The 13,191-nt window shown below is 34.7% G+C and carries 13 protein-coding genes; 3 read left to right on the forward strand and 10 right to left on the reverse strand.

The window, feature by feature from the left end; translation table 11 throughout:
- Positions 1 to 32 precede the first annotated feature (32 nt).
- From C1631_RS01370 to C1631_RS01390, 5 genes are all read right to left on the reverse strand, one after another.
- Positions 33 to 2,426 (reverse strand): 3-hydroxyacyl-CoA dehydrogenase/enoyl-CoA hydratase family protein, encoded by a 2,394-nt coding sequence (locus tag C1631_RS01370; RefSeq protein WP_109709922.1) that lies wholly within the window; start codon positions 2,424 to 2,426, stop codon positions 33 to 35.
- 55 nt (positions 2,427 to 2,481) lie between these two features.
- The gene (locus C1631_RS01375) at positions 2,482 to 2,934 is read right to left on the reverse strand and encodes a MarR family winged helix-turn-helix transcriptional regulator (protein ID WP_103250073.1); all 453 of its coding nucleotides are present in this window, start codon (positions 2,932 to 2,934) and stop codon (positions 2,482 to 2,484) included.
- A 169-nt stretch (positions 2,935 to 3,103) separates the two neighbouring features.
- Positions 3,104 to 4,024 carry an ABC transporter ATP-binding protein gene (locus tag C1631_RS01380; protein ID WP_103250072.1) on the reverse strand — a complete coding sequence of 307 codons (921 nt, stop codon included), beginning with the start codon at positions 4,022 to 4,024 and terminating at the stop codon, positions 3,104 to 3,106.
- 379 nt (positions 4,025 to 4,403) lie between these two features.
- Positions 4,404 to 5,375, reverse strand: coding sequence for a FecCD family ABC transporter permease (locus C1631_RS01385; protein WP_185144649.1), 972 nt, complete (start codon positions 5,373 to 5,375; stop codon positions 4,404 to 4,406).
- 24 nt (positions 5,376 to 5,399) lie between these two features.
- On the reverse strand, positions 5,400 to 5,960 hold the full coding sequence (locus tag C1631_RS01390; protein WP_109709926.1) for a TlpA family protein disulfide reductase: 561 nt from the start codon (positions 5,958 to 5,960) through the stop codon (positions 5,400 to 5,402).
- Between the two features lie 32 nt (positions 5,961 to 5,992).
- On the opposite strand from C1631_RS01390, the gene C1631_RS01395 reads away from it, so the two are divergent.
- Both C1631_RS01395 and C1631_RS01400 read left to right on the forward strand, forming a co-directional pair.
- Positions 5,993 to 7,117: a ferredoxin--NADP reductase gene (locus C1631_RS01395; protein WP_109709928.1), complete on the forward strand. Its 1,125-nt coding sequence runs from the start codon at positions 5,993 to 5,995 to the stop codon at positions 7,115 to 7,117.
- Positions 7,114 to 7,731, forward strand: coding sequence for a SanA/YdcF family protein (locus tag C1631_RS01400; protein ID WP_109709930.1), 618 nt, complete (start codon positions 7,114 to 7,116; stop codon positions 7,729 to 7,731). The genes C1631_RS01395 and C1631_RS01400 overlap by 4 nt, the downstream gene beginning before the upstream one ends.
- Here C1631_RS01400 and tamL read toward each other — a convergent pair.
- Positions 7,728 to 10,328: a translocation and assembly module lipoprotein TamL gene (gene tamL, locus C1631_RS01405; RefSeq protein ID WP_109709932.1), complete on the reverse strand. Its 2,601-nt coding sequence runs from the start codon at positions 10,326 to 10,328 to the stop codon at positions 7,728 to 7,730. The genes C1631_RS01400 and tamL overlap by 4 nt on opposite strands.
- Between tamL and C1631_RS01410 the strand changes: the two genes are divergently transcribed.
- Complete coding sequence (locus C1631_RS01410; RefSeq protein WP_109709934.1) at positions 10,314 to 11,039, forward strand: TrmH family RNA methyltransferase; 726 nt, start codon at positions 10,314 to 10,316, stop codon at positions 11,037 to 11,039. The genes tamL and C1631_RS01410 overlap by 15 nt on opposite strands.
- Before the next feature lie 104 nt (positions 11,040 to 11,143).
- Here C1631_RS01410 and C1631_RS01415 read toward each other — a convergent pair whose 3' ends face one another.
- The 4 genes from C1631_RS01415 to cmk form a co-directional block, all read right to left on the reverse strand.
- Positions 11,144 to 11,641: a phosphoribosyl-ATP pyrophosphatase gene (locus C1631_RS01415; RefSeq protein WP_103250277.1), complete on the reverse strand. Its 498-nt coding sequence runs from the start codon at positions 11,639 to 11,641 to the stop codon at positions 11,144 to 11,146.
- A 3-nt stretch (positions 11,642 to 11,644) separates the two neighbouring features.
- Entirely contained in the window at positions 11,645 to 11,953 is a 309-nt protein-coding gene (locus C1631_RS01420; RefSeq protein ID WP_047496002.1) for a phage holin family protein, read from the reverse strand.
- Between the two features lie 83 nt (positions 11,954 to 12,036).
- Positions 12,037 to 12,387 (reverse strand): YtxH domain-containing protein, encoded by a 351-nt coding sequence (locus C1631_RS01425; RefSeq protein WP_109709937.1) that lies wholly within the window; start codon positions 12,385 to 12,387, stop codon positions 12,037 to 12,039.
- A gap of 95 nt (positions 12,388 to 12,482) precedes the next feature.
- Positions 12,483 to 13,157, reverse strand: a complete 675-nt coding sequence (gene cmk, locus C1631_RS01430) for a (d)CMP kinase (RefSeq protein WP_109709939.1) — start codon at positions 13,155 to 13,157, stop codon at positions 12,483 to 12,485.
- Between the last annotated feature and the right edge of the window lie 34 nt (positions 13,158 to 13,191).

Genomic DNA, 13,191 nt, shown 5'->3' on the forward strand with positions numbered 1-13,191 from the left:
TACATTAATACTTTTTACATTTTACAAAAAATCTAGTTTCTTAGTGGTTTACCATTTTGTAACATGTACTGAATTCTTTCCAAAGTTTTTCTTTCACCACAAAGCTGAAGGAAAGTTTCTCTTTCAAGGTTCAATAAGTATTGTTCAGTAACAACCGTTGGTTCAGATAAGTTTCCACCTACCATTACGTTGGCTAGTTTGTCTGCAATCTTTTTGTCATGCTCAGAAATATATTTTCCGGTAAGCATTTGATCTGTTCCTACGTAGAACATTCCTAATGCATCTTTACCCAGCACTTTTACTCTTTGTTCGATAGGTTGAGTATATCCTTGTTCTGCTAGTAGTTTGGCTACTTTTTTAGCCTCTGCAATCTGTCTGTTTTTACTTACAGAAACGATGTCTTTTCCTTTTTCAAGAATTCCCATATCGTAAGCTTCATATGCGGAAGTAGCTACTTTACCCATTGCGATATTCATGAACGCATCACGAAGTCTGTTATTTTTAACATCATCGCTGTGGAATTCTCTTGAAGTTCTCAAAGTCAGTTCTTTAGTACCACCACCACCAGGAATTACACCAACTCCAGTTTCTACCAGTCCGATGTATGTTTCTGCGGCTGCAACCACTCGGTCTGCATGCATGGTCATTTCGCATCCTCCGCCTAGTGTCATTCCGTGAGGAGCAACTACTACAGGAATAGAAGAGTAGCGCACTCTCATCATAGATTTCTGGAAGTATGCGATTGCCATATTCAAGTCATCCCAATCCTGCTCAATAGCCATCATAAGAATCATGGCAAGGTTAGCTCCTACAGAGAAGTTAGCTCCTTGGTTTCCTACAACCAGTCCGTCATATTCTTTTTCTGCTAAATCAATCGCTCTGTTTAATCCATCAAGAACTTCGCCTCCAAGAGAGTTCATTTTTGAACGGATTTCAAAGTTGATAATTCCATCTCCTAAATCTTCAATCGCAGCACCTGAATTACTCCAAAGCGTTTTATTTTTTCTGATATTGTCAAGGATAATAAATGCATCCTGTCCTGGGATCTTATTGTATTCTCCGGAATTTTTATCTACATAAATACTCTGTCCTTCATCATTAACTTTATAGAAAGTCTCTACATTTTTAACCCAATCCGAAACTTCATATCCGGCATCTTTAGCCAATTCTATACCTTTGGCAACACCTACAGCATCCCAGATTTCAAACGGACCATTTTCCCATCCGAAACCGGCTCTCATGGCATCGTCAATTTTATAAACTTCGTCGGATATTTCAGGAACTTTATGTGAAACATAAGCGAATAATGCTCCTAACGATTTTCTGTACAACTCACCGGCTTTATCTTTACCACCGATTAATACCTTAAACCTGTCGATGGGTTTATCAATGGCTTTTGTTAATTCCAGAGTAGGGAATGAAGATTTTCCTTGAAGTTCGTATTCTAAAGTATCAAGATTTAATCCGTGAATTTCAGATTTACCATCAGCGTTTTTTACTTTTTTATAGAAACCTTGTTCTGTTTTTGAACCCAACCATTTATTATCCATCATTTTCTGGATATAACCTGGAAGTGCAAATACATCATTGAAGTCGTTTGCTTCGGCGCCACTTTGACGAACTCCGTTTGCAACCATAACCAAAGTATCAAGACCTACCACATCAGCTGTTCTGAATGTTGCTGATTTAGGACGTCCGATTACCGGACCTGTTAATTTATCTACATCAGAAACAGTAAGGCCAAGTTTTTGTACGTTATGAAGAAGATCCATCATAGAGAATACACCGATTCTGTTGGCAATGAAGGCAGGAGTGTCTTTTGCTAAAACGGTAGTTTTACCCAAAAACTTAGCCCCATAATTCATGTAGAAATCAATAATTTCCGGATCGGTATCATTTGTAGGAATGATTTCTAAAAGAGGAAGGTATCTTACCGGATTAAAGAAGTGAGTACCTGCGAAATATTTTTTGAAATCTTCACTTCTTCCTTCAGTTAAGAAATGAATAGGAATTCCGGATGTATTAGAAGAAATTAAAGTACCCGGTTTTCTGAACTGTTCAATCTTTTCATATACCGACTTCTTAATGTCAAGCCTTTCTACTACCACTTCGATGATCCAGTCTGTATTTTTTATTTTCTGTAAATCATCATCGAAGTTACCCACCTTGATTCTATCTGCAAACTTTGGTGAATAAAGAAGTGCAGGACTTGCTTTTTTAAGTTTTTCAAAGTTCTCAGTAGCAATTCTGTTTCTTACTACTTTATCATCTTTGGTCAAACCTTTTTTCTGTTCAGCTTCTGTCAGTTCAAAAGGCACGATATCCAAAAGTGACACTTCCACACCGATATTGGCGAAGTGAGCTGCGATACCGCTACCCATTATTCCTGAACCAAGAACCGTTACATGTTTGATTCTTCTTTTCATATGTAAATTTTTATTATTTGTAAGATTATATGTCACCATACGGATCCATTATAATTTATTTCCTGTTGTTTAATAATTCATTTGCGATTTTCATGATTTCAGTCATTACATCTTTAAAGGCTTCCAGTTTTTCAGGTGCAATTTTTTCCATCACTTTCTTATTGAAATTGACAACAACCTCTTTAGACATATTCCTTGAGCTAAGTCCTTTATCTGTAAGTTTGATGATAACTTCTCTTTTGTCAGTGGTGGTCTTCTCCTTATAGATATATCCGTTGTCTTCAAGAAGTTTGATAATTCTCGTTAAAGAGGTGGGTTCTATAGCCATCTTAGGACCAAGATTGGTACTTCTCGTTCCTTCTTTGGGATCAATTTTAAGAAGGGTAAGGGCTTGTACTGCTGTAGAATCATGCTCTTGAGCCAATTCTGTGTACATTTTAGAAACAGCCAACCAGGTCTGTTTTAAAATTAAATCTACGTTTTCTATTTTTTCCTTATTATTATCCATCATTTTTTGCGCCAATGGTTTAACCCAAATTTAATAAATATTATGCATGCATAATATTTATTAACGTTAAATTTTGTTAATAGATTGATAATAAATGGGTTAAATTGTATGATTAGCATAATACTATGCATGCATAGTATGTGAAATAATTAAATAAAGTTGCTGATTATTAAATGTTTTGAATCAATTTTATGATTTCTTCAAAAGATTCGCATTGGTATTTGATGGTATCGTTAGTAATTACCCAAAAACCATTCTGAAATTCAAAATTAAGTGAAGAAAGATCTTTTTGAAAGTTTTTTTGAAGCAAAGAATAGAGCATTTCTTTGTAAAGAGCAGGAGCTAAGATACGGGGCGCAATAAATTCTTCATTGACCTGAAATAGCGATGCGTTGATTAACTCATCGTGCTGGAGTAAGAGGTCTTCTACAATTCCTGTGTGGAGCTGTGCTTCTTTTACATACCAAATTTTATCGGCAAATTCTTTAGCCAGCCTCCAGTCATGGGAAGAAAATAAAATGATTTTGTTTTGTTCTTTAGCAAGTTTTCTAAGGGTTTTCAGAATGATAATTTTATTCTTTTCATCCAGATGAGTTGTAGGCTCGTCCAAAATAATAATAGGTGAGTTCTGGGTGATAGCCCGCCCGATGAATGCCTTTTGAAGATTGCCGTCCGAAAGATTTTTTAGTAGCGTATATCTGTATTGATTAAGATTCAATTCTTCAATGATGTGGGCAACTTCTTCACGATCTTCTTTTTTTAATTCAAAATAAAAAGGATAATAGATGTACTTTCCCAGCGAAATAAGGTCTTCCACAGTATAATGCTGGGGAACTAAAGATTTTGAAAAAACAATAGCAATATTTTCTGCAATTTCTTTTACTGAAAGCTGTTTGATATTTTTTCCATTGATTAGAATTTCCCCATTCAATAAAGGAATCTGATGTAATATAGATTTGATTAAAGTGGTTTTTCCAACACCATTATTACCAATCAATAAGCATACATCGCCAAGATTCAAATCTGCACTGGCATTTGAAATTAATGTTGTATTGTAACCGATGTTGGTTTGCTTGATTTGTAGGTGCATGTTTGATGTAGGCTAAAACGCAAAGGCGCAAATTGTTTTTACAAAAATACAATTTTAAGACTCAGGGAATTTGACAAAGTCAAATTTTTATTCCGTTTTTTGATTTATAAATGATTGACAAACGCAAAGGCACAAAGATGTACTATGAAGGCGCAAGAAAATCTTGGATTTTCAGCAACGAAATACCGAATCATATTATTATTCTATATACCTGTGCATTTTAAAAATAACTACTTCGGTATATAGGTTTTATTCGTTGCCAGAATTATTTATGGATTTGTGTTGGTTATTATGCGGTATGCTATTTTATCGGAGATAAAATCTTTGCGTCTTAAAAACATAATGATATTTGAAAAAAATTGCGTTTTTCAACCAGAAATCAAACTTTATTCTGCTTCAAAAGCATGCCCAGGATAACAGGAATTCCAAATACTGAACTGATGACATTTAAAGGGATCTGTGTTTTTTCTGCAATAATGGAGAACACTAACATAACCAACATTCCCAGAAACATATTCAGGATCCATTGTTGCCATAATTTGGACGGATTATAGATCAATCTGCAGAAGTGCGGAACAATAATTCCAATAAACAAAATTGGGCCTAAAAATGCAGTAACAGAGGCGGAAAGGAGGGAGGAAGCAATGATAATCAAGAGCTTCAACTGTTTTAAGTTTACCCCTAAACTTTGCGCATAGGAGGTTCCCAGCGAATTTCCTATCAATGGTTTTATAGTTTTAAAACAGAAAAAAAGTCCTGTGAATAACAGTATTGATAAAACGTAAACCTGGTTTCTGCTGACCATATTATTGGCTCCGAAAGACCATAAAATATAATTCTTCAGACTTTGGTTTTCCGCATAAAACTGAAGCAATGAAACAATAGCTCCTGCAAAAGCAGATACCAGAAAACCAAAAATAATCAGATAGGATTTATCCTGAAATCTGTTGGACATTGATAATAAAATCAACATTAACACTAAACTACCTGCAATAGCAGATAAGCTTAAAAAACTGTTCTGAAGAAATTCCGGTATCAAAATATCATGCGAAAAGAAAATATAAAATGCCACAGAAAGGCTGGCTACTGAGGTAATTCCCAAAATATCAGGTCCGGCCAGCGGGTTTTGAAAATACTCCTGCATCAAAAAACCGGAGGTCGGTATTGAGATTCCGGCAAGAAGCATCACCAGCACACGATTGATACGAATTTCGGCGATTTGATTATGGGAAGAATTTTGAAAAAAATCCTCAATCCTTAAACTTAGAAATCCTGTGTTCAGATTAATTATTGCACCAATAATAATAGCAATAATTAATAATAAACACAGGATCTTAAATCTCTTTGACATCATTCAGATAGAGGTCTGTATATTTTATTTTAAAAAAGAATCAATCTTTGAATTCAATACTTCTTCAGTCATCATTCCCAGATACTCATCTGTTTTATCTCCTTTTCTCATGAAGGTAAAAGGAATTGAACCACCATCCCATTGTTTGAAATTACTGGAGAAGAAGTTGGCATCTATTTTTTGACCATCCAGGAGGATTACATTTTTCTCCAGATTATTTTCTACAACAAAGTTTTTAACGGAAGTATCCCATTCAGATTTATCATCAAGATTCACAAAAGTGAACTTTACAGGTTTACCCTGCAGCTCCTGCATTTTATTTTTAAAGCTTGGGATTTCTCTCATACATGGGCCGCACCATGTTGCAAAAAAATTAGTTACGTATAAAGTATCATTATTTTTAGCTAAATGCTGACCAACATTTTCAGGAGAAAACTCTTTTGGGGCATAGGTGCCGGTTTCCGTATTTGTATTTTGAGTTACAGAAAGGGAATCTGTCGTTGAGTTGCCATCAGTTTTCTGACCTTCTTTTTTGCAGCTGTAAACTGCCGTAAGAATCAACATGGATAAAATTATCTTCTTCATAAATTATTTTTTATCTATTTTTGAATTGAAGTATGGAACAACAAATCTATAAAGGGAAACTGATACAGTTTCATCCGTTAAAAATAGCGAAAAAGGAAGAGCTGACCAAAAATACTTTTTCTCTGGAGTTTGAAATTCCTGAGAATTTAAAAGAAAATTTTAAGTTTGAGGCAGGGCAGTTCGTGAGTGTGAAATTTCAATCACATGGGGAAGAGGTTATTAATGATTATTCAATGACATCGGCTCCTTATGAGGGAAAAATAAGTCTGGGAATAAAGGTGAATTCTTTTGAAGGTGCTACTTCACAGCTATTTCAACATTATCATGTGGGAGATGAGTTATTAATTGGTGAGCCGGCCGGAAGATTTACGATAGTTTCTAAACCAAGCGAGTTCAGAACAATTGTCGCTTTCGCAGCAGGTATTGGTATCACCCCGATTTTAAGTCATTTTAAAAATATTCTTCATAATGAACCCCGAACAAGATTGTTTCTGTTTTTTGGAAATAAGAGTTCTGATGAACTGATCTTTAGAGAGCAATTGGACCATCTTGCCAGAACATGGGGTGACAGACTTCAGATATTTTATTTTTTCTCACAAGAAAAGACAACAGACCAATTCTTCTATGGGCGATTGGATGAGAAAAAATTAAATTTAATCATCAATCAAATTCTTCATTTAGATGATACAGATGAAGAATCTACGATATGGGATGCTGTAGATGAAGTTCTTATTTGCGGAAAAGGGGAAATGATCAAAACCCTGGCTAATGCCTGTTATCATCACGGAATTCCGAAAAAGAATATCCATTTTGAGCTTTTTGAAGAATATAATGATGATATTTATCCTGTTGAAAAAGAATTTCCTCTTATTGAAAATATCGATGTAGAGTTTACCATGCTGGGTCAGAAATACACGACCCAACTGCCTGATAATAAGGATAGAATTCTGCAGCAGCTTCTGATTCAAAAATTTCCGGTTCCTTATTCCTGCAAATCCGGGATATGTGGAAGTTGTGAATGCTCATTGGAAGAAGGAGAAGTGGAATTGTTGGAGAATGAATACCTTACGGAAAAAGAAGAAGCTCAGGGGCATATATTGGCTTGTATGTCTATTGTGAAAAGTAAAAAAATAAAGCTTAACTTTGATCTTAGTTGAGAATTATTAAGAACATATTTAATTTAGGTTTCATATCATTAGAATTGGGAATTTTAATGATATGTCTTTGTAATGTCTGGGTTTTTGGCCTTACCAATGGACGTACCTATACCAAAATATCAAAAATACCACCCAGGGAAATCGCCCTTGTATTAGGAACTTCTCCTAAAATGAAATCCGGATTATCCAATCCTTATTTTACGAAAAGAATGGATGCCGCAGCTCTTCTATATCATCACGGAAAAATTAAAAAGATCATTGTAAGCGGGGAGAAGAGTAAGGGATATAATGAACCGGCAGCCATGAAAAATTATCTGGTGTATCAGGAAGGAGTTCCGGGAGATATTATCGTTGAAGACCCGAAGGGGTTTAATACTTATAAAAGTATTCTTCGCTGTAAGGATGTTTATAAAAAGAAAAATGTGATTATCGTATCTCAGGGATTTCACAATCTTCGTGCTTTATTTTTTGCAAGAAATAATGATATGAATGCTTTAGGTTTTGATGCGCAGGATGTCAATAAGCCTGAAAGTTTTTACAGAAATCAGGCGAGGGAAATCCTCGCCCGTGTGATTGCTGTTGTGTATTTTATTCTGGGTGTCTCCCCTGATTAGAAAGGATATCCGAATGCGATATTCAATGTAGGTTTGAATGGTTGGATATTCTTGATTCTCCAACGATCTCCTTCAGCTTTGTTAGGATCATAGATCTTATAGGCAAAGTCTAATCTGAAAGTAATATAAGCCACATTGACTCTAAGTCCAAATCCACTCCCTATACCCATTTGACCTAAAAACTTATTAAATCTGAACTGATCCTGATGGGCATCATTATGATTACGAAGACTCCAGGTATTTCCAATATCGGTAAATAAGGCTCCTTCATACATGCTGGTGAACGGAATTCTGTATTCAATATTGGTAGTAAGCTTAATATCATTGGTCATATAAGTACGTACTCTTTCATCCACCTGAGAATCTGCAGGACCTAATCCGCCAAAGGCAACCCATGCTCTGATATCGTTTGACCCACCATTAAAATAAGATTTAATAATAGGCATATCATCCGAATTTCCATAGGGAATACCAACCCCGATAAACTGACGAAGAACTAATGTCTGATTACCATTGAATTTAAAATACTTTCTGGTATCAATATCAAATTTTACAAATTGTGCATAAGGGATCCCGAAGATGGTTTTTTGAGGGCCCATAACAACTCCTCCGTCATTACTTCTTTTATTGAATAAGCTTAAAATATTACCTGCAAGCTCAACTTTTCCGTTAAAATAAAATGCGTTGGGATATTCTTTTTTACCAATTTCATTATAAACAAAATTGTAGATCATTGAGGAAATAAGCACGTCCTGTGTTTGTCTCTCTTTATTAATAAGACTTCCTCTGAATGTAGTTAACAGATCAAGACCCTGTTGATTAAGAGTACCACGATAGGTATTATCTTCAATAATTGTTTGAGATAACTGATCCATCGAAATTTGTCCGGATCTGTATTTAGTCTCTATAGTGGGATCATAGGCGAAGTATTTACTAAACATCTCATCCCTTACCAAACCATCATTGAAAAAATAATCATAATAAGCATTTTTATTCTTTGTTAAACTGATCTGCGTATTGAAAAGGGTCAGCTTATGATAAACCTGTTCGTTTACATTGGCCTGATAGTTCAAACCGGTATTAAAGTTTAACCTGCCAAGACCAATATTATTTTGTATGGAGGCTCCCAACAGAATTGATGATGTGGGAGTATATCTTTTAGGGATAAATTTATAATAATTAAAAGGTAATAATAATCTTGGAAAATTTAGAGAAGCCTGAGCAGATAGTTCGTATGCCAGAACTCTTTTATCAATATCTCCTGTACTCCTGATTGATCCGAATGTTCCTGAAAGGCTGGTGGACAGGTTTTCTGCTCCTCTGAAAACATTTCGGGTAGTAAGATCTACAGATGGAGAGATCCCCAGATTCAGAATCTGGGAGTAATTGAGATCCGTTCCTACTTTAAGTTCATATTTTGGAAGTGGTTTCAATACATATAAAACATCTACAATACTGTCGTTAGGCGTTGTCATTCCTCCTTGTCTCAAAGAGTCTCTCGCTTTTACAATACTGAAGTTGTTCATTGTCATGAGATTTCTCTTAGTCACATCCAGTTTTTGCTGATCAAAAAGCTGTTTATTATCAACAATAATTGCTCTCCATAATGATGATAATTTATACTTATCATTCATTTTATGAAACCTAATTCTTCTTAAGCTATCCTTAACAGTATTTTTTGGGTAATCACTTGCTTCATCTACAATAGCAACATCGATATTTCCAAATGTAGCTTTTTTATAAGGGCGGTCCAGAGAGTCTTTGTGAATTTCCAGAGTAAGCGGAACCTGTTTTTTATTTTTAAGGGAATCTGCAACAAAATAAATTTCGTCATTTGTACTATTGAATCTATAGTACCCTGATTCCTTCATTAAATCCGTGATTCTGGTTACCTCTTTTTCAAGGGCTGTCTGGTCAAGAATTTGTCCTGCTCTTACGAGTGTTTTATCAATATGATTGTTATAGATTTGTTTTATCCCCTGGTCAGGAATATTAAAATAGTAGTCTTTAATATAGGTAGGGTCGTTGTGCCTGATCAGGTAGTCTACAGTTGCCTTTTTTGATGCAGAGTCCAGTTTATTTTTAAATTTAACATCCGCATCCCAAAACCCTCTGTAGATCAATCTTTTTTTGATTGATTCTGCACTTTTTTCAGTTCTTCCCTGATCCAGAATAACCGGAGGTGTTCCCCAGTTGTGCAATAGACGATCAAAGAGCAAACTTTTCCCTACACTGCTTTTCATATTGTATTTTAGAAATAGGGAATCTCTCAGCTTCTGATTTCTCATTTCTCCCGGATATGTCATGTATTCGTTAAGGATAGTGTCATATTTCGGGTTTGCCATGTTGTAGAAGGCTAATCCTAATGGCATGAAAAGAAGTTGCTTTTTATTGGGTTTCTGCTGTACGTAATCTTTCAGTTCATCGTCAAAAAACTCTCTCTTATCTTCAAACTCAAAGTTGTTCTTGGTAAGGAGATATTCACCGTCCGGAACTTTTTTTGTTGTACTACAAGCATAAAGGAGACCAACAAATGTTGCAAATGAAATAATTTTATAATATTTTTGAGGAGAATTCTTATAATGCTTACAGCTCATACAATAAAAGTTTTACAATCTTTAGATAAAAAGAAGTTCAGACAAAAATACAATTTGTTTTTGGTTGAAGGTAATAAAATCATTTGTGAACTTTTTAATTCTAACTTTAAAGTTAAAGAAATATTCTCTACCGATCCACAAAAACTGGGCCGTACAGATAACCCTATTACTCATATCTCTGAAAATGAGTTAAAAAAAATCAGTTTTTTAAAAACCCCAAAAGACTCGGTTGCAGTATGTCATTTGGCTGACGACGGAGGACTGGAGGATAAAAATATTCAACTGGTTTTAGACGGGCTTCAGGATCCGGGAAATTTAGGAACGATTATTCGGTTGGCAGATTGGTTTGGGATCGAACAAATCATTTGTAGTGAAGACACTGTAGATTTTTACAACCCGAAAGTAATTCAGGCAACGATGGGATCTTTTACCAGAGTGAATGTGGTGTATACAGACCTGGTGGATTATCTTTCAAGAACTGAAAATATAAATATCGGAACAGATATGGAAGGAGAGAATATTTATAGTTTTGAAAAACCGGAAAAGATCAACCTGATTTTAGGAAATGAAGGAAACGGAATGAGACCGGAAACAGAAAAACTTCTTCAAAAAAGTATCAGCATCCCGCGATTTGGAAAATCTCAGTCTACGGAAAGCTTAAATGTTTCTATGGCTGCGGGAATTATTTTAGGACAGTTGTTTTCGAAATAGATTTAAGACTTCAGACATCAGATTTCGGACTTTAATACGTTTGAGAGAAATTAATCACTCAAAAAATATATCTGAAATCTGATGTCTGATATCTATACATATTGTTAAATCAGTTGTTCCATACTGGAAACACTTTTATTCTTTTGGTATACTTCCATCTTTTTACGCACGTATTTCAATGCGATAGGAGCGAGGTATATCATCGCTGCCCCAATAAGTTTTTTCTTCCAATTCGAACTTTTCATATTCTTTTTGGCATAATTTCCAACAAGGGCAGTCACTCCAAGTTTAATAAGACTATCTGTAATATTTCCATTGAACGCTGTACTTGCAAGACCTACTGCTGTATTTTTACTAATCAGTAAGTCTTTAACTTCAGAAGTAAGTTGTTTGGCAATGACATCTTTTCTTAAGACTACTTTTTCATCACCATCTTCGTCTATTTTTTCCTGAAGATATTGATCACTTAAACCATTGGTAAATGCACTCAGGCTTTCTTTTGTATTTTTAAAAGTAAGAAGATTCTCCAGATCATTTATTTCTCCCTGAAGCAGTTTTTTCTTTCTTCTTAATTCTTCTATGCTTTCGTATTTTCTGCTCATAGTTTAATGATTTAAAAATTTAATAACCTGATCTGCAACAGTATTGACGATTTTATTTTTGAAAGCAATCACAAATGCCATTACCAAAGCATAAAATGCAGCGACAATTAAAAAGCCGTAGGAGTAGTTATCCAAAGCTTTGCCGATAAGAAAAGCAATTCCAAAATTGAAAAGGATAATAAAAAAAGCAAAAGCAACAAGCAGTACTACAAAGTAGGTAATGAGCCCGGCAGAAAGAGAAGATTTTTCAGTAGCTTCAATTTTCAGAAGATCTATTCTCTTGGAGGCGTATTCTTTAATAGTTTCTATCATTGTTTTTTTTTAAAGTTACAAAAAAAGGAACTTTTATGCAAAAAGTTCCTTCTTGTAATTTATACTTAAAGAAGATAAATTACTTATTTTTTAAGATCATTTAATTCTGCTTCTACATCTTTTACAACATCTGCCGTTTTAGAAACAATCTGATCTTTGTATTTATCATATCCGTCTTTCACAGTATGTGCTACGTTATTTGCTGTTTCCTTGAAAGTAGAAGAAATATTGCCATACTGGTCTTTTACTTTTTCAGAAACCTCTCCGTATTTATTTTTAGCCTGATCTTTCAGATCATTTGTTTTATTTTTGATTTTTTTTCGGGTTTCTTTACCTTCTTCAGGTGCATATAAAATTCCTAAGATTACACCTGCTGCAGCACCTGCAAGAAGTCCTGCCAATATACCTGCTGTATTTTTTCCGTTTTTAGACATTTTAAGTTTTTTAATAATTAATAATAGATTAGTTTTTTCAGTATTAAAACTTACAATTTGTATACCAAAGGAGGCTTTATGCCTATTAAAAATTGTTAAATCTTTTGGATGTGAGACAGAATTAATTCTATAGTTCGCTCTTTGGTTAATTCTGAATTATCGATGATGATGGCATCGTCAGCCTGCTTCAAAGGGGCGATTTCCCGTTCACTGTCGATCTTATCTCTATCAATGAGGTTTTGTTTTACCTGTCCTTTATCTGCTTCAATTCCCAGACCCTTTAGTTCTAAAAATCTTCTGTTTGTTCTTTCATCAATACTGGCCGTAAGGAAGAACTTATAATCTGCATTGGGCAGAACTACTGTCCCTATGTCACGTCCATCCATAATGACACCTCCTTTTTCTGCCAGAGAACGTTGAGATTGCAGTAAAAAATCTCTAACTTCTTTTTGCTTGGCAACAAGACTTACATTATCTGAGACGCTATTTGTACGGATTTCCTTTGAAATGTCATTATTATTAAGGTACAGAATAAGCGTTCCATCATTATTTTTAAATTCAAGATTAATCTTGTCAAAAGAAGAGAATAGCTGATGCAGGTCAATTTGTCCGTTTTCATTCAGACAGTGTTGTAATGCATACCAGGTAACTCCTCTGTAAAGTGCTCCTGTATCCATATGAATAAGTCCCAGCTTATCAGCAATAATTTTTGAGATAGAACTTTTTCCGGTAGACGAGTACCCATCGATAGCAATTACAGGTTTTTTCATACTGCAAATTTCAAGATTTTTTTTAAAAAATCAA

This window comes from Chryseobacterium phosphatilyticum, assembly GCF_002899825.2.
Classification (GTDB): domain Bacteria; phylum Bacteroidota; class Bacteroidia; order Flavobacteriales; family Weeksellaceae; genus Chryseobacterium; species Chryseobacterium phosphatilyticum.